14 protein-coding genes are annotated in these 16,376 nt (G+C 64.0%); 9 read left to right on the forward strand and 5 right to left on the reverse strand.

The window, feature by feature from the left end:
• Positions 1 to 37 precede the first annotated feature (37 nt).
• The 3 genes from J4O76_RS13455 (at position 38) to J4O76_RS13465 (ending at position 3,349) form a co-directional block, all read left to right on the forward strand.
• Positions 38 to 1,024, forward strand: coding sequence for an aldo/keto reductase (locus J4O76_RS13455; RefSeq protein WP_426282360.1), 987 nt, complete (start codon positions 38 to 40; stop codon positions 1,022 to 1,024).
• Positions 1,021 to 1,854 (forward strand): SDR family NAD(P)-dependent oxidoreductase, encoded by an 834-nt coding sequence (locus J4O76_RS13460; RefSeq protein ID WP_426282361.1) that lies wholly within the window; start codon positions 1,021 to 1,023, stop codon positions 1,852 to 1,854. Before J4O76_RS13455 ends, J4O76_RS13460 begins: the two co-directional genes overlap by 4 nt.
• Before the next feature lie 139 nt (positions 1,855 to 1,993).
• The gene (locus tag J4O76_RS13465; protein ID WP_426282362.1) at positions 1,994 to 3,349 is read left to right on the forward strand and encodes a serine hydrolase domain-containing protein; all 1,356 of its coding nucleotides are present in this window, start codon (positions 1,994 to 1,996) and stop codon (positions 3,347 to 3,349) included.
• A 28-nt stretch (positions 3,350 to 3,377) separates the two neighbouring features.
• Here the strand turns inward: J4O76_RS13465 and J4O76_RS13470 are convergent, their stop codons facing one another.
• The 3 genes from J4O76_RS13470 to J4O76_RS13480 all read right to left on the reverse strand — a co-directional run bounded on the left by J4O76_RS13470 (position 3,378) and on the right by J4O76_RS13480 (position 6,635).
• Positions 3,378 to 4,391, reverse strand: coding sequence for an acetamidase/formamidase family protein (locus J4O76_RS13470; RefSeq protein ID WP_426282363.1), 1,014 nt, complete (start codon positions 4,389 to 4,391; stop codon positions 3,378 to 3,380).
• Positions 4,392 to 4,401: 10 nt separating this feature from the next.
• On the reverse strand, positions 4,402 to 6,291 hold the full coding sequence (locus tag J4O76_RS13475; protein ID WP_426282364.1) for a gamma-glutamyltransferase family protein: 1,890 nt from the start codon (positions 6,289 to 6,291) through the stop codon (positions 4,402 to 4,404).
• A gap of 131 nt (positions 6,292 to 6,422) precedes the next feature.
• The gene (locus J4O76_RS13480; RefSeq protein WP_426282365.1) at positions 6,423 to 6,635 is read right to left on the reverse strand and encodes a hypothetical protein; all 213 of its coding nucleotides are present in this window, start codon (positions 6,633 to 6,635) and stop codon (positions 6,423 to 6,425) included.
• Positions 6,636 to 6,756: 121 nt separating this feature from the next.
• Between J4O76_RS13480 and J4O76_RS13485 the strand changes: the two genes are divergently transcribed.
• The 3 genes from J4O76_RS13485 to J4O76_RS13495 all read left to right on the forward strand — a co-directional run bounded on the left by J4O76_RS13485 (position 6,757) and on the right by J4O76_RS13495 (position 10,200).
• Positions 6,757 to 7,614, forward strand: a complete 858-nt coding sequence (locus tag J4O76_RS13485; RefSeq protein WP_426282456.1) for an oxygenase MpaB family protein — start codon at positions 6,757 to 6,759, stop codon at positions 7,612 to 7,614.
• Positions 7,615 to 7,680: 66 nt separating this feature from the next.
• Positions 7,681 to 8,070, forward strand: coding sequence for a barstar family protein (locus J4O76_RS13490; protein ID WP_426282366.1), 390 nt, complete (start codon positions 7,681 to 7,683; stop codon positions 8,068 to 8,070).
• A 162-nt stretch (positions 8,071 to 8,232) separates the two neighbouring features.
• Positions 8,233 to 10,200, forward strand: coding sequence for an alpha/beta fold hydrolase (locus J4O76_RS13495; protein WP_426282367.1), 1,968 nt, complete (start codon positions 8,233 to 8,235; stop codon positions 10,198 to 10,200).
• A gap of 125 nt (positions 10,201 to 10,325) precedes the next feature.
• On the opposite strand, the gene J4O76_RS13500 is transcribed toward J4O76_RS13495, so the two are convergent.
• Positions 10,326 to 11,219 (reverse strand): hypothetical protein, encoded by an 894-nt coding sequence (locus J4O76_RS13500; protein WP_426282368.1) that lies wholly within the window; start codon positions 11,217 to 11,219, stop codon positions 10,326 to 10,328.
• A gap of 153 nt (positions 11,220 to 11,372) precedes the next feature.
• On the opposite strand from J4O76_RS13500, the gene J4O76_RS13505 reads away from it, so the two are divergent.
• Positions 11,373 to 11,849, forward strand: coding sequence for a DUF2231 domain-containing protein (locus J4O76_RS13505; protein WP_426282369.1), 477 nt, complete (start codon positions 11,373 to 11,375; stop codon positions 11,847 to 11,849).
• Positions 11,846 to 13,195, forward strand: coding sequence for a PQQ-dependent sugar dehydrogenase (locus J4O76_RS13510; RefSeq protein ID WP_426282370.1), 1,350 nt, complete (start codon positions 11,846 to 11,848; stop codon positions 13,193 to 13,195). Before J4O76_RS13505 ends, J4O76_RS13510 begins: the two co-directional genes overlap by 4 nt.
• Positions 13,196 to 13,225: 30 nt before the next feature.
• Here J4O76_RS13510 and J4O76_RS13515 read toward each other — a convergent pair whose 3' ends face one another.
• A complete protein-coding gene (locus J4O76_RS13515) occupies positions 13,226 to 14,098 on the reverse strand; it encodes a VOC family protein (RefSeq protein ID WP_426282371.1) in 873 nt (290 codons plus the stop codon).
• 421 nt (positions 14,099 to 14,519) lie between these two features.
• Between J4O76_RS13515 and J4O76_RS13520 the strand changes: the two genes are divergently transcribed.
• Entirely contained in the window at positions 14,520 to 16,346 is a 1,827-nt protein-coding gene (locus J4O76_RS13520) for a DUF885 domain-containing protein (protein WP_426282372.1), read from the forward strand.
• Positions 16,347 to 16,376: the final 30 nt, after the last annotated feature.

Here is a 16,376-nt window from a genome sequence, read left to right on the forward strand (position 1 = left end):
CCGACAATCATATTGCCCGCCAACAAGGACTGATCTGATGGAAACCCGCAAACTGGGCCAGCAAGGCCTCGAAGTCTCCGCGCTGGGTCTCGGCTGCATGGGCATGTCCGACTTCTACGGGAGCCGCGACGAGACGGAGTCCATCGCGACGATCAATCGCGCACTGGATCTCGGCGTGACGTTCCTGGACACCGCCGACATGTACGGCGTTGGCGCCAACGAAGAACTGGTCGGTCGCGTGGTACGCGAGCGCCGCGAGTGGATCGTGGTCGCGAGCAAGTTCGGCAACGTCCGCGGGTCGGATGGCAGCTTCAAGGGGATCAACGGCCGCCCCGACTATGTGCGGTCGGCTTGCGACGCAAGCCTGAAGCGGACCGGACTCGATGTCATCGATCTCTACTATCAGCATCGCGTCGACCCCGACGTGCCGATCGAGGAGACCGTCGGTGCAATGGCCGACCTCGTTCGCGCGGGTAAGGTCAAGTATCTCGGCCTGTCCGAGGCTGCCCCCGCGACGATCCGCCGAGCGCATGCCGTGCACCCGATTACCGCGTTGCAGACCGAATACTCGCTGTGGAGCCGTGACGTCGAGGACCAGATTTTGCCGACGGTGCGCGAACTGGGGATCGGCTTCGTGCCGTACAGCCCGCTTGGCCGCGGCTTTCTTACAGGCCAGTTCAAGACACCCGACGATCTCGACGCAGGCGACACGCGCCGCAACCACCCGCGCTTTCAGGGCGCGGCGTTCCAGAAGAACCTCGACCTCGTCGCAGCGATCAGCACTATGGCGGCGGACAAGGGCTCCACGCCGGCCCAACTGGCGCTTGCATGGGTATTGCACCAGGGTGAGGATATCGTGCCGATCCCGGGTACCAAGCGGCGCAAGTATCTCGAGGACAATCTAGGCGCGCTCGACGTGGAGTTGAGCGATGCCGATCTCGCCCGTATCGATGACATTCTCCCACCCGGCGCAGCGCAGGGGACCCGCTACCCAGACGCCTCGATGGCGAGCATCGACGCGTGAGCGTTCCGTCTTTCGCGGCGATCGCACCGGGCAAGCTTGCGGTCGTCACGGGAGCGGCCGGCGGCATTGGACGGGCCGCTGTTCGTGCCTTTGCGGACGCGGGCATGCGGGTGGTTCTGGTCGACCGTTCCGGCGAGGCGCTGGAGCAGGCCGCGGCGTCGATGGACGGCGCAATTGCGCTGTCCGCCGACGTCGCGGATCGTGCCGCGATGGCTGCGCTGGCAAAGGAGGTGGTCGACCGTCACGGTCCCGTCTCGGTGCTGATGAACAACGCCGGCATCGGCGGGGGCGGTGACGTGTTTGCCGACCCATCAAAGTGGGACGAGGTGCTCGGCGTCAACCTGATGGGCGTGATCCACGGCGTCCAGGCCTTCGTCCCGGGCATGGTCGAAGGCGAGGCCCCTGCCCTCGTCATCAACACCGGCTCCAAACAGGGCATCACGCAGCCGCCCGGCAACACCGCCTACAACGTCAGCAAGGCCGGGGTGAAAGCGCTAACTGAAGGCCTTGCTCACAGTTTGCGCGAACGGACCGGAAGTCGGGTCAGTGCCCATCTGCTTGTGCCGGGCTTCACCTGGACCGGGATGACGGCTGGTCGACTGGCCGAGAAACCGCCCGGCGCGTGGACACCTGAACAGGTCGTGGCGCTGATGATGGACCGCGTGGCAGCGGGCGACTTCTACATCCTGTGCCCGGACAACGAGACAACGTCCGAACAGGATGCGAAGCGCATAGCGTGGGCGGCGGGGGACGTGATCGAAAACCGCCCCGCCCTGTCCCGCTGGCATGCGGATTGGCGCGATGTTTTTGCGGAATTCATGCGAGACTAGGCGCTTGCTGGGGGGCCTGCACGGCAAGTCATCGCTGCCGTGTCGGTCTCCGCTGGATGCGCCCGACCGTGCCGCTCCCCGTACACGCATGGCAGAGAAACGGATTGCCGATCTGATTGCGTGATGGAAGAATGCGGTCATGCAGATACTCAAAGTGGCCGGTCTCGCCCTCCTCGCGTCAGTTCCAACTAGTGCGCAGATCGTGGCACAACCCTCGGCAGGAACATACCAGCGCGCCATCGCGGCCGGTTACAAGGCGGCACTCTATTGCTCAGGCATCTTCAATGCAGGCCGTACGCCGGAGCAGATCGATGCCGATGAGTTGGCCGGCATCTACCCGGACTATGAGAAGATCGTGCCGACGCTCACGGCGAACGTCGACCGCACCCGCCAATCCGTCTCCGTAGGGTTCGATTCAAAGCTACCTCCCAGACGCGCGGAGTGGACTAGCGGGCATGGCTGCGTGACCCTGCCGATCGGCGGCACGGCACCGACTGGCCGCAAGGCGACGGCGGCACTTTCGATTGCGGCAGCTGATCCTCGTCGCTGGCCGCAAGGTGACGCTGGCATCGCACCGCGCCCATCGCCCACGCTGGCTGGCGCGGTCGGCAAGGCATTCGGGGCTACCTACGGCGTTGACACCAAGACCGTCGGCGTAATCGTCGTGAAGGACGGCAAAGTTCTTGCTGAGCAATATGACCGCGGTTTCGGGCCGTTCGTGTCCAACCGGACCTGGTCGGTCGGCAAGTCGATCGCCGGCACGCTCATCGGCCTGAACACTGCAGGCGCGTTGAAAGCCCCCGCCGCCGTACCACAATGGAAGACCGGCGATCCGCGTCATGCCATCACGCTCGACAATCTCCTGCGCATGGGATCCGGCCTGCACAGCGATACCGCCGGCAATCGCACCGATGCGATCTATTTCGGCGGGACCACGGTGGACGAACAGGCGGTGTCATGGCCTTTGGAGGCCCTGCCTGGCACGCGCTTCCGCTACGCCAACACCGACATCCTGCTCGCTGTCTATGCCACCCGAAACGCGATCGGAGAGGCGCGGTACCGGGCGTTGCCGGGCAGCCTGTTCGGCCCGCTCGGCATGGCGCATACCGTCGCCGAGACCGACTGGCACGGTAATTACATCCTCTCCAGCCAGGTCTGGTCGACCGCGCGCGACCTTGCGAGACTGGGATTGTTCTGGTCGCAGGACGGCGTCTGGCAGGGCAAGCGTATGCTGCCGGCAGGCTGGATGCGCACCATGACGACGCCGAGCGGACCGCAGCCGTTGAGCGGACCGGGCTATGGCGCGACGATGTGGCTGTTCGGCCCCAAGCAGGGCTTGCCCGAGGGCAGCTACGCCGCGCAAGGCAACCGGGGACAGTATGTCATGGTCATCCCGTCCCGACAGCTCGTGATTGTCAGGCGCGGCGAGGATCCTGGCACCGCGCGATTCGACATCGCGCACTTTGCCGCCGACGTCGCCGCGGCGTTACCGTAAACTTCTCAGGCGGAGTCCGCCGTGGCCGCTAGGGCTTCGTGAACACCGCCTTGGGCAGGACGACGTGGACACCCTTGTTGCGGTCGACGAGCTCGGTGATCTCGACATCGCCCGCCACGCTGATCAGCATATAGGCATCGTCGCGCGTCATGCCTTTTTCCGCGACGAGGAAATCGATCATGTTGCGCAGCGCCTTGCGGGTCGCATGGCTGAGATCGTCGTCGAAGCCCATCGCGATATAGGCCTTGGGCGTCTCGGCACGCGGATAGGTAATCGCCGCCTTCTTGTGGAGCACGAACTCGAACGTCCCGGTCAACGAAGTTTCCAGCGCCGTGATATCGACCTCGCCATTACCCTGCGCGGCATGGCCGTCGCCGACCTGGAACAGTGCGCCGGGGGCATAGACGGGGAGGAACAAGGTCGTTCCCGCGACGAGCGCCTTGTCGTCCATGTTGCCGCCGTTGATCGTCGGCGGCGCGCTGTCGTAGCGGCCGAACGCCGGGGGCGGCGCGACTCCCATGCTGCCGAAGAACGGCGCCAGCGGCACTTCGACGCCGGGCGCAAACAGGCCGACCATGCGCTTGGCATCCAAGGGCACGATCTTCATCCGCGCATAGGGAAAATCGTCGGTCAGGAACCCCGCCCCGTACCGGAATGCATTATAGGCATAGGGTATCGCCAGATCGACTTTACGGATGCGCACTTCCAGCATATCGCCGGGTTCCGCGCCTGTGATCGCGATCGGTCCTGTCAGGATATGGCCGCCGGGGCCGCGGGCGCTGGCCGGGACGCCGTTATAGATCGCACGCAGGGCTGGTTCGATCTGCGCGGGCGCGACGCCGGCCTTTTCCAGGCCCGCCGGACTGTTGGTCAGCAACGTATGGATCACCACCGTGTCGCCCGACCGGATCGTCAGCACCGGCTTGTCGGTCGCATCGTAATGCCCCCAGGCGACCGTCTGCGGCGTCGCCTTCAGTTCGTAGGTCTCGGCATCCGCGGGCGTCGTCGCGGCAGCCAGAGCGGCAAGGATCAGGTAGCGCATCGTCATTCCCTCAATAAGCCAGCGCGCAGCCATCGGCGCGCATCTCGCTGGCCGCGGCATAGACCCGCGTCGCGCCGTCCATGCGGTGCTCGACGCATTCGTAGCGACCGAAGCCGCCATCGGGCTCACCGATCGTCCAGCCGATGTCGGCCAAGCGCTGCTTCGTGGCGACGGGCACGCCCGATTCCAGCCGCAGCAATCCGCGTGGGTCGAGCCCGGCGCTGTCCTCCCCCATCGATTGCGACGAGCCTTCATGGTGCCAGCGCGGCGCATCGCCCGCCGACTGGATCTCGAGGCCATAGTCGACGCGGTTGACGATGATCTGCGTCTGCCCCTGCGGTTGCATGTCGCCGCCCATCACGCCGAAGCTCATCCAGGGATCGCCGCCGCGCGTCGCGAAACCGGGGATGATCGTCTGGAACGGCCGCTTGCCGGGCGCGTAGATATTGGGATGGCCGTCCCTCAGGCTGAACAGCTGCCCGCGATCCTGGAACATGAAGCCGAGACCATCGGCGACCAGTCCCGACCCCATGCCGCGGAAATTCGACTGGATCATCGACACCATCATGCCATCCTTGTCGGCGCAGCTGAAATAGGTGGTGTCGCCGTGGCTGGGCGCCTGCCCGGGATGGACGGGATCGAGGATCCGGTCACGGCGGATCAGCTTCGCGCGCTGGCGGGCGTATTCCTTGGATACCAGCCACTCGACCGGCACCTTGCTGAAATGCGGATCGGCGTAGAAGCGCGCGCGGTCTTCATAGGCGAGCCGCTTGGCTTCCGCCTGCAGATGGATCGACAGCGGTGACTGGAAGCCCGCGTCGCCGAGATCGAAGGTCTCTAGGATGTTCAGGATCTGCAGCGTCGCGATGCCCTGCGTGTTAGCACCCAGCGCGTGCACGTCCACGCCGCGATAGCCCGTCCGGTGTGGCTCGATCCATTCCGAGCGGTGCGCGGCCAGATCCTCAAGGCGCAGCCAGCCGCCGATCCGCTTGAAGTAGCGATCGATGACACGCGCAATCTCGCCGGTATAGAATGCGTCGCGTCCGCCCGCCGCGATCGCACGATAGGTGCGGGCGAGATCGGGATTGCGAAACACCTGCCCGACCGCCGGGCCCTTGCCGTCGGCGAGGCCATAGGTCCTGAGGGCGTTCGCCGTTTCCTCGATGCCGTTACCCGGCCGGCGGAATGCCGCCATGCTGCGGCGGATGTAATAGGCGATGATGTCCGGCACCGGCGCGCCTGCCTCGGCATGCGTGATCGCCGGCTCGAACAGCCGCGCCCAGGGCAGCCGGCCATAGCGTTGGTGCATCGTCCACCAGGCATCCACTGCACCCGGCACGGATACGGACACCGCACCCAGCGGCGGCAGCGCCCCGCCGCGGGCCCGCGACCGCACTGTTTCCAGGCTCAGGCCCCTTGGCGACGCGCCCGACCCGGCGAGCCCGACGACCTTGCGCTGCTTCGGATCCCAGATCATCGCATAGGCGTCGCCACCGATGCCACTCGACGTCGGCTCCAGGAAACCGAGACACGCGTTGATCGCGATCGCGGCATCGACCGCCGATCCGCCTCGTCGCAGGATGTCGATCCCCGCCTGCGACGCCAGCGGATGCGCAGTCCCCGCAGCGCCGTTTAGGCCGTAGGCGGCGGTACGCGAGGCGAAACTCGCCCCGACCGGGCGATCGCCCGCGGCTACGTCGGGACGAAGGAAGCGGTCCTCCCCGGCAACCCAGCGCGGGGGGAGCGTCGCGGTCTTCGGCCGAGGCGCACCGCCCTGCCCCGGTCCCGGTGCCCCCTGCTTGCCGGGAACGCCGGGTCCGGCCTGACCGCCTTGTGCCATACCGATGCCCGGCAGCAATGCGGCCCCCGGCAAGGCGGCAATGAAAGTTCGACGACGCATAGAGGACGCTCCCGGTGCTGATGACCGATCTTCGCTGGCTCCGTGAGCGAGTTCAAGGGGTTGATAGCGCCCGCGTCGCTACAGCGTCCGTCCACCTAAGCGGACTCCGTCAGACACCGTAGTCGCAGCGCCTAACCGTCGCGCGGGGCGCGGGCGATCACGGCTTGAGCGACACGAAGACGGGCCTTCCAGATCTTGACCGACGGATGCCCGGCAGCGAGGCGGACCAGCCGCCCCTCGATCTGCGCGACCTCTCGCTTGGCTGCATCGAGCTCGGTCGCTGTCGGTGCAGGCTGGATATTGGCGCGTGCATGCGCGCCGGTGCGTCCCTTGCTCTTTGTCATGGGCAACGCGATGGTCTCAGATGGCAGGGGCCGTCAATATAGGACGGCATCTATGACAGGTCCCAGCATGTCGCCGACCGATCCGCCGTTGCTAAATACGGGCTCGGGCGTTCGTGACGGCATGAACGACAGCCCGCTATCGATCCGCGACCAGACCAAGACCGGCATCGTTCGGCAGGTGCGGACTCTGTTCAATGACCAGGCTCGTGGCGAGGAGCCGGTGAAGCGGAGCGATACTGCACTGTTTCCGCCCGATTCCATGATCTGGCGTGTGCATGGCGACGTTGTCAGCATGATGGTTGGCGGCGTGTCCGCGTTGCTGCTGCAGATGCTGCATCCAGCCGTTCTAGCCGGGGTTTGGGACCATTCGAACTTCCGAACCGATATGCTCGGCAGGCTGCGGCGCACTGCCCGATTCATTGCTGCCACCACCTATGGCGAGCGCGCGGAGGCAGAGACGGCAATAGCGCGAGTCCGCGCAGTCCATTCGCACATCGGTGGCACGCTTCCCGACGGTACGCCCTACCGTGCCGACGACCCCAGTTTATTGGCGTGGGTCCATGTATCCGAGGCGTGGTCCTTCCTGGCTGCCTGGCAACACTACGGAGATCGTCGACTGACGCTCGCGCAGGAGGATCTCTACTACGCCGAGTTCGCGAGCATAGGATCGGCACTGGGTGCCGACGCCCTACCGCGGAACCGTGCGAGCACGAATCAGGCGCTTCGTGATATGCAGCCGGCGTTGATTGCAGACGGTCGCACGCGCGAGGTCGCGCGGTTGGTGCTGGATCAGACGCCGGGCAATCCGCTGGCAATACCGCTTCAAAGAACCATCGCCCAGGCGGCGGTGGACCTTCTCCCGAGCTGGGCACGTCGGTTGCATGGCCTGCATGCGTCGCCGGTATTCATGAGACCCGTCGTTCGGTCCGGTACGCGACAGATGGCGAAAACGTTGCGCTGGGCCTTCGACGGCAACTGAAGCGGGAGGCGCAGAACTGGCGAAGCTCGTTGCTACCCATCGACGGCATGGTCCGGGAGTGATTTTATGAAGACGTTGACCATCATTGGCCGGAATATCGGCGATATCCCAACCTTCTACGCCGAGATAAACCGGGTGTTTATGGCCAAGGAAGATTGGCAATTGGGCGAAAGCCTCGATGCGCTGAACGACCTGCTCTATGGCGGCTACGGCGCGATCGAGGGGCGGGAGAGGGTTCGTATCGTCTGGCAGGACGTTGCGGCCAGCAGGACGGCGCTCGGTGTCGAGACGACCCGGGCGTTCCTCGCCAGAAAGTTGCGGCGACCGGCCGGCTTCGACGTGGCTGCGATTGGTCGCCAGCTGGACGCGCTCGACCGTGGCACCGGGCAAACCTATTTCGAGATCGTCGTGGAGATCTTCAGCGATCATCCGAACATCGAGCTTGTTATGGCTTGATGCGAAGCGATCGAGTTCCGTTGGCGATTTGCCGTGCAGACGTTGACGCAACCTCCGCCGTCTCTCGACTTTACCCTTGGCTACCGAATGATTGAACGCGAGGTACGCGAGCGCGTTGTCGATCGAGAAGGGGCACGTCGCCTCGGAGCGCGAGGACACGACATGGCAAAGCCCTTCACGATTGCAGTACCGGACGAGCGGCTCGCCGGCATCAACGCCAAAGTCGCATCGTTCGACTGGGGGGCGCTGCCGGACGCCGGAAGCTGGCAGTCGGGCGTCGGCCTCGCAGATCTCAAGCGGCTCGTGGATTATTGGCGTACTCGGTTCGACTGGCGTACGCAGGAACGTCGGTTGAATGCTTTACCCCACTTCACCAGCGAAGTACTCGGCCAGAAGCTTCATTTCGTTCACGCGCGGGGCGATGGTTCACGCGCACCGCTGCTCCTGCTGCACGGCTGGCCGGGGTCGTTCATTGAATTCGAAGCGCTGATCGCCCCGTTAGTGGCCGACGGCCATGACGTCGTCGTGCCCTCGCTCCCGGGCTACGCCTTCTCCGGGCGTCCTGCCGCGCCGATCGGACCGCGTCGAACGGGCGAGATCATGCATGGCCTGATGACCGAACTGTTCGGTGATGCTCGCTATCTGGTGCAAGGCGGTGACTGGGGCGCAGCAATCGGAAGCTGGATGGCGCACGATCATCCTGAAGCGATCGACGCGCTGCACCTCAACATGGTTCTCATCCAGGCTGCAGACGTATCGCCGAAGACGCCCGACGAACTCGCCTGGGCAGCACGACGCGCGACGCTGGCCAAGGAGGAGACCGGCTACTCGCAAGAGCAGGGCACGCGTCCGCAGACGCTCGGGGTCGCCATGGCGGACAGCCCCGTCGGCGTTGCCGCCTGGATCCTGGAAAAGTTCGGTGCATGGGCGGACGTGCCGCGCGACGAACAGGGCCGGCCCGATCTTTGGCAAGCCTTCGACGAGGACACGCTCCTCACCAACATCATGCTTTACCTTGTCGAGGGGTCCTTCATCACATCGACCTGGATGTATCGCGGTCGCGTATTGGAGGGGTCGGGCCAATTTCCGGCCGGCAGCCGCATCAAGGTGCCGACCGGCGTCGCAGCCTTCCCAGACCCCGTCTTCCCGCCGCCGCCACGATCACACGCCCGCAAGACCTACAACATCGTCCACTGGAGCGAGATGAAGGCCGGCGGCCATTTCGCTGCACTCGAGCAGCCCGAACTCCTGTTGGCCGATATGCGACGCTTCTTCGCGGACCAAGCATCCTCACAGAGGGGCAGACGCCATCGGCTGATCGGCGCGGCTGGCCTCGCTGGCGTCGCCGCCATAGGCCTTTGGGCACTGGCAGTCGGTAGCCGACGCTCGGAAGATACAGAGGGCCGGCGCCGCGCGACCTACCCGCCACTGGATGTCCCCAAAGCAGTTGCCGACGGTGTGTGGATCGTCGACAGCGGACCGATCGATGCGATGGGTTTCGCGTTACCTGTACGGATGACGATCCTTAGGCTCGAGAACGGTGATCTGCTGTTACACTCGCCCACCCCCTTTTCGACCGAGCTGGCCAAGGCCGTCGAGGCGCTGGGTCGGGTGCGGCATCTCGTCGCACCCAACGTGGCCCACTGGACTTTCCTTGCCGACTGGCAACGCGCCTACCCCGAAGCGACCAATTGGGCCGCGCCGGGGCTACGGGACCGGGCGCCGGTCCGTGCATCGTCCGTCCGGTTCGATGCCGAACTGGGTGAGACAGCCCCCGCCGAATGGTCGGGCGCGCTCGATCAGGGCATCGTACCGGGCGGTGCAGGTTTCAACGAGGTCTGGTTCTTCCACCGGCCAACCAAGACGCTCGTTCTCGTCGACCTCATCGAAAACCTAGATCCTGAAAAGCTTCCGCCCATCACGCGAATGGTGATGCAGGCCTCCGCTGCGACGCACGGCACGACCGCACGGTACCTGCGCCTACCGGTACGACTAGGTGGAGCGGACGCCAAAAAAGCTGTGCAGGCGATCGTGGCGCTCGAGCCTGACCGGGTGATCTTCGCTCACGGGCGCCCATTCGACATCGATGGTGCGGCACGATTGAAGCGTGCCTTCGAATGGCTGATTTAGGCACTATCCCGTGCAGTCGCTGCTGTCGCCTTTGCCTTAGAATGTCGTTCGGGCGTCGGTTTCAGCAGCCGCGGCCGGCGGCATCGTTTATCGGCGGCGTATTGGTTCCCGATAGCTATAGTGGACTAATATGCCGTCGAAACTGACCACGTGATCAGCGGCACGACTGTACCGGTTTCCCCGCGCGGACCGCTCAGCGCGGCAAGGCGATCGTCACGTACGACTGCCAGCGCCTCAAGGCGCGTACTCCACTGCATGGCGCCCAGCAGAAATGGCTGCTCAAGGGCTGCGCCGGCGCTGAGGTAGCTACGGCTACCACTTCCCGAACCATAAAAGCCGCCCCGTCCTCGCCCGATCGCGACCGGTATGCTCAATTTCGGCCCGTCTTCGCGCTCGGAAAGGTCGAAACCCGGTTCGATCGCCGCCAGCGTGAAGACTCCGTTGTCTCCCTTCGGTCGCATCGTGACGGCCAAGGTCGGTGACAATTTGCCAACTACGTCATCGCCGTCATAGGCAAGCGACAGACTCGCCTCGTGCGTCGTGGCCGACACGCCGTTGGGACTCGTCTTGATCGTATAGACCCCCGCGGCTCTCAGCCCCTTCACCGACGTGAACACCAGAGCCGCGAGGTTGTTGCTCTCGTACCATATCCGCGGCGTCGACATTTCTCCCGTCGACGGCGCATGAAAACCATTGGAGGAGCGCAACACCAGCCAGCTGGTCGCCGCGCCATCCGAGACGTGCGACAGATCGATCGCGACCCCGAGTTGCGCATGGACAGGCAGCCGGTCTAGGTCCGCACGATCGTCATCGTAATTGCCTCGCGCGAAGTCGCCATTGCGGACGTCGAACACTAGTTGAGGATGAAGGTCGCCGCCCCCGGATATTTTGACCGACCCTAACGTCGCATCCTCGGTATCGATCGTCGGCACCGACTGCGCTGACGCATCGATGGACGCCAGCACGGCAATTGCCGACCACGCGAAGCGCGCGCCACGAAAACATGTCAGAAATTTCATGTTACTTAGCCTCGTGTACTATCGTCGTTGGTATGTCCGAAGAACGGCGGTTGATTTGGGGAGAAACGTACTGATCTACATTTAAATACGAACGATACTTGCTCGGATGCTTTATAGCCGGGAACTGACTGCCCGCTTTCACGCTTAGACAGTATGAGCATTCGATCTGAAGAGCATCGCACCGACGGGGGAAACCCAAGGTCCACGGCCAAGCTTTTTGGCCACCCCCTCCATCCCATGCTGGTACCGTTCCCGATCGTTTGCTTCATAGGCGCACTGCTAACCGATCTTGCTTATTTAGGGTCGGCAAACATCATGTGGAGCGACTTTTCTATCTGGCTGATCACCGCCGGGTTGGTGATGGGTGGACTAGCTGCCGTGACCGGGATGATCGACTATGCGGGTGACCGCCGAGTGCGCGCGGCACGTCCGGCGACGCCGCATATGATCATCAACCTCGGGGTGTTCGTGATCGAGCTTTTCAACGCATTCGTTCACAGCCGCGATGGTTGGACGAGCGTGGTACCGACAGGCCTCACCTTATCGGCGATCTCGGTGGTGTTGCTCGGGGTCAGTGCGTGGCTGGGCGGGTCGCTCGTCTACAAGCATCGCGTCGGGGTGCGGTCGTGATCGTCGCAACGGCGCGCGCCCGGAACCTTCTCGCGGGTGTCGCGGTGGCATCGGTGATCGCGCTTGCCGGCTGCAACGATGGCGGCGCAGAGTTCGATCGCAATTCGCAGATCGGGTCCAATCCCGTCTTGCCTGCGCCAAAGCAATATCTGGTTCCGCCCATCCACGTCGCAGAGGTTGTGGGATGGAGTGCCGGCCAAGCACCCACCGCTGCGGCTGGCCTTCGCGTACAGGCGCTGGCACGCGATCTGAACCATCCGCGAAACGTCCTGGCATTGCCGAACGGCGACGTACTCATCGTCGAGTCCCAGGGCCCGAACCTCGATCCGATCACGCGCCCGAAGAATCCTATCGTGTCATGGGTCCAGAAGCGCGCGACCGGCCAGAACGGTGCGAAACCGAAGGGCGGGACCAATCAGATCACGTTGGTACGGGACACCAATGGTGACGGCGTACCCGAACTACGTACAGTTCTGGTCGACCATCTCTTCTCGCCTTTCGGCGTCGTCTTTGCAGACAATTATCTGTACGTCGCAGCCACCGACGCGGTCCTGCGATATCCCTATACGCTGGGTCAGACTCGGATCACGGCCGCCCCCGTGCGGTTGACCGAATTGCCCGGGGGGCCAATCGACCATCACTGGACGAAAAGCCTGACGCTGAGCCCGGATGGCAAACTGCTCTATGCGACGGTTGGATCGAACAGCAACATTACCGAGAACGGCATGGAGGCCGAGAGGAATCGTGCTGCAGTGTGGGAAATCGATCGGTCATCGGGCCGCTCCCGCGTGTTCGCCACGGGACTGCGCAATCCGAACAGCCCCAACTTTTACCCAGGGACCAACACGCTTTGGGTCGTCGCGAACGAACGCGATGAACTGGGGCCGAACCTTGTCCCGGACTATCTCACCTCGGTACGCGATGGCGGCTTCTATGGTTGGCCCTATAGCTATTACGGCCGTCATGTGGATCCACGCGTTATGCCACAGCGACCCGATCTGGTCGCGCGCGCAATCGTGCCGGACTACGCGCTGAGCAGCCATGTCGCGGCGCTTGGACTCACATTCTATTCCGGGTCGTCGCTTCCGCCCCGCTACCGTGGCGGTGCCCTGATCGGCGAGCATGGCAGTTGGGATCGCGACGAACTGAATGGCTACAAGGTTGCGTTCGTACCGTTCAGCAACGCGCGCCCAAGCGGCAAGGCCGAGGACTTTCTGTCCGGTTTCGTGTCGCCCGATGGCAAGGTTCGCGGTCGTCCCGTCGGCGTTACCGTCGACCGAACAGGCGCGGTTCTGGTTGCCGATGATACCGGCAACGTCGTTTGGCGGGTTTCGGCGGCGCGGTGACGCGATACGCGCCGGAGGATCACATTGGCTTCAGTCCGTGGGGCTTTCGGCGGTGAAGGGGGAGCAGCACGGCTTGGTGACTGGCTGAAACTCCATCAACTCGACCCGGGTCCCGTCCGGATCGTAGAAGTTGGCCTGCCACTTGCCGTCCAGCCCCATCTGGGGTCCATCGTGACGCGGGCTCAAGCGGCTTTCCCGATACAATGTCGTGACCGCTGCCTGCATGTTCGGCACGCCAAGCGAAAGATGGTTGAGGACGCCAAGCTGGTTGGCATTCACCTTGGCGATCGGCACGTCTGATCCCGGCCCGACCATCATGTATTCCATCCAATCACGCCCATCCGGCGCCTGCTGGGATACCCAGTCGACCTTTGTCGGCTCGAACGCACCAAACCAATAGGGTCGAAAGCCGAGCAGGCGGCGGTAGAAGCTGTCCTGTTTGGCGCGATCATGGACCGCATAGCCGACATGAATGACGCGACTACTTATCGCTCCAGGTACCGCGGTGGCATCCGGACTGGCGGATTGAACGAACTGGACCTCGTTACCTTCCGGATCGTGCGTAACGAACCAACGATCGCCGCCAGCCATGCCCCGGACCGGACCAAGCTCCGTCATGCCCTGCGCTACGAGCCATGAGCGCAGGCGCGCTGCGTCCGTCGTGAGATAAGCCGCATGGGCGAGCATGCTGGCGCCGTGTCCGGTAGGCGCGGGCAGCACCTCGACGAACTGACGAGAACTGAAATAGAAGCGGACGCCGGCTGCGTTCTCAGGGTCCATACCTTTCCGTGCACCGAGTACGTGCGTGTAGAAATGCTCCGATTTCGCCATGTCGCGCGAGTAGACAGCCAGATGCGAGATCCCCGTGATTGCGGGTCGAACCTCAGGGGGCCTGGCCCCCATCAGTGCAGTCGCAGCGCATGCCAACGCTAATAGCCGTGGCGTCACAGGTCGATCCTCTCATCATTATACGCACGTCGTAGGCCGGCTGATTGACCGTTTAAGGACACTATTGCCCTTGTCACGCGGGGCACATTAATCGTCAAGAAGTTGGAACACTCGGAGAGGAAGTTTGATCGGCTACTGCGCTATATCAGACCCCATCCATGCCTCGTATCAATCTCGAAAGCCGCAAATGCTTCCCCTTTAGCGGGCGAAGTCCAGGAAGATTTACGGGCGTCACAGAGCGGGGTTGGCTGCGCATTGGCCTGACTGCACGATGCGTGAGGCTGTACTGCTCGGGCGGTCCAATGCAGTAGGGTTGCGCGGCTGCCCTAGTGTCGCCTAGCGTGGCGCCATCAGCTTCACAGTCAGGGAAATCGGCATGGATCGTCGCGCTTTTATCATGTCCAGTGCCGCTGCCGCCGCGTTGAGCACGCTACCCGCACGATCCGCGTTTGCGCAGACGTCAGTGAGAACAGCAGCGACACCATCGCCGGGCGACGCCCGGTTGAACGCGGCCTTCGATCAGGTACTGCACGAAACCGTCCGCCAATCGCCCGAATTCGCCACCTCACTTGGGCTCGATACCGGCAAGGATGCCGATCTACGCCACATGCTGGGCGACAACAGCTACGCCGCCATCGCGAAGGATCTGGCGCGCAACCGCAAGGCACAGGCGCTCGTCACCGCCGTCGATCCCGCCTCGCTGTCGCCGCAGGCGCGCATCGATCGCGAAGTGGTCCTCTACAGCATCCAGTCGAACATGGTCGGCCCGGAGAAGTTCGGCCTCTCCACGCCGCAGGGGCCCTATCCGATCACGCAGCAGGACGGCGTCTATTTCTCCATGCCCGACTTCCTGGCCTCGACCCACCCGGTGAAGACCGCGGATGATGCCGAAGCCTATCTTGATCGATTGGCGATGATGGGCCGGCAGCTGGATAACGAAACCGAGGTTCAGCGTCGCGAAGCCGCCAAGGGCCGGCTGGCGCCCGACTTCTCCCTCGATCTCGCGCTAGGCCAAATGGCGAACCTGAGGTCACCCAGCCCGGCCGACAACCAGCTCGTCCAGGCGCTGACCAGCCGCACCGGCCCCGCGAAGATAGCCGGGGATTGGCAGGCACGCGCTACCCGGATCGTCGCGACCCAGGTCTATCCGGCGCTCGATCGCCAGATCGCTTTGCTGCGCTCGCTGCGGCCCTCGGCGCGCAGTGCCGCCGGCATTTGGGCGATCCTCAACGGCGATGCGATCTACGCCGCCGCGCTGGCACAGGCGACCACCACCAGCTTGTCGCCCGACGAAGTCCATCGGATGGGCCTGCAACAGGTCGCAGACCTCACCGCGCAGCTCGATCCGATCCTGCGTGGGCAGGGCCTCACGCAGGGCAGCGTCGGTGCCCGCCTCGACCAGCTCAACCGCCTGCCCGCGCAATTGTTCGCGAACACGGACGCCGGTCGTGCCGAGCTGCTCGCCAGTCTCAACGCAGGCGTCCAGGCGATGCAGGCACGGCTTCCTAAGGCATTCACGAACCCGCCCAACGCGGCACTCGAGATCCGCCGCGTCGCGCCCGAAATTCAGGACGGGGCCCCCAACGGCTATTACTTCCGCGCGCCGCTAGATGGCTCGCGTGCCGCGATCTACTGGATCAACCTCAAGAACGTGCACGACTGGCCGAAATACACGCTGCCGAGCCTCACCTATCACGAAGGCGTTCCGGGGCATCATCTCCAGATATCGACCGCCCAGCGCGCGCCCACGCATCCGCTGCGCAAGATCGCCTTCTTCAACGCCTATCTGGAAGGCTGGGCGCTCTATGCAGAACAACTCGCCGACGAACTCGGCGGCTATGCCTCGCCGGTGGAACGCGCCGGCTATCTGCAATCATTCCTGTTCCGCGCAGCACGCTTGGTCGTGGATACCGGCATTCATACCAAGCGGTGGACGCATGACCAGGCGACGAAATACCTAGTCGATACGGTCGGCTTCGCTCCCGGACGCTCGCAGCGCGAGGTCGAGCGCTATTGCGTCTCGCCCGGGCAGGCATGCAGCTACAAGATCGGTCATGCGGCGTGGCTGCGCGCGCGCGAGAAGGCCAAGGCGATCGCTGGCGATCGCTTCGATCTGAAGCATTTCCACGACGTGCTGGAAGCCGGTGCGATGCCATTGTCGATGCTGGAGCGGATCGTAGAGGAGCGTGCGCGCGCCGTCTGAGGCTGGTCGTGGGGCAACACGCGATGCCGA

Source organism: Sphingomonas sp. NFX23 (genome assembly GCF_049887795.1).
In the GTDB taxonomy this organism is placed as follows: domain Bacteria; phylum Pseudomonadota; class Alphaproteobacteria; order Sphingomonadales; family Sphingomonadaceae; genus Sphingomonas.

What these genes read in the sequence shown, in the direction of transcription:
- J4O76_RS13455 (WP_426282360.1), top strand. Translation starts at nt 38, where the DNA reads ATGGAAACCCGCAAACTGGGCCAGCAAGGCCTCGAAGTCTCCGCGCTG.
- J4O76_RS13465 (WP_426282362.1), top strand. Translation starts at nt 1,994, where the DNA reads ATGCAGATACTCAAAGTGGCCGGTCTCGCCCTCCTCGCGTCAGTTCCA.
- J4O76_RS13470 (WP_426282363.1), bottom strand. Translation starts at nt 4,391, where the DNA reads ATGCGCTACCTGATCCTTGCCGCTCTGGCTGCCGCGACGACGCCCGCG.
- J4O76_RS13475 (WP_426282364.1), bottom strand. Translation starts at nt 6,291, where the DNA reads ATGCGTCGTCGAACTTTCATTGCCGCCTTGCCGGGGGCCGCATTGCTG.
- J4O76_RS13480 (WP_426282365.1), bottom strand. Translation starts at nt 6,635, where the DNA reads ATGACAAAGAGCAAGGGACGCACCGGCGCGCATGCACGCGCCAATATC.
- J4O76_RS13485 (WP_426282456.1), top strand. Translation starts at nt 6,757, where the DNA reads ATGAACGACAGCCCGCTATCGATCCGCGACCAGACCAAGACCGGCATC.
- J4O76_RS13490 (WP_426282366.1), top strand. Translation starts at nt 7,681, where the DNA reads ATGAAGACGTTGACCATCATTGGCCGGAATATCGGCGATATCCCAACC.
- J4O76_RS13495 (WP_426282367.1), top strand. Translation starts at nt 8,233, where the DNA reads ATGGCAAAGCCCTTCACGATTGCAGTACCGGACGAGCGGCTCGCCGGC.
- J4O76_RS13500 (WP_426282368.1), bottom strand. Translation starts at nt 11,219, where the DNA reads ATGAAATTTCTGACATGTTTTCGTGGCGCGCGCTTCGCGTGGTCGGCA.
- J4O76_RS13505 (WP_426282369.1), top strand. Translation starts at nt 11,373, where the DNA reads ATGAGCATTCGATCTGAAGAGCATCGCACCGACGGGGGAAACCCAAGG.
- J4O76_RS13515 (WP_426282371.1), bottom strand. Translation starts at nt 14,098, where the DNA reads ATGGGGGCCAGGCCCCCTGAGGTTCGACCCGCAATCACGGGGATCTCG.
- J4O76_RS13520 (WP_426282372.1), top strand. Translation starts at nt 14,520, where the DNA reads ATGGATCGTCGCGCTTTTATCATGTCCAGTGCCGCTGCCGCCGCGTTG.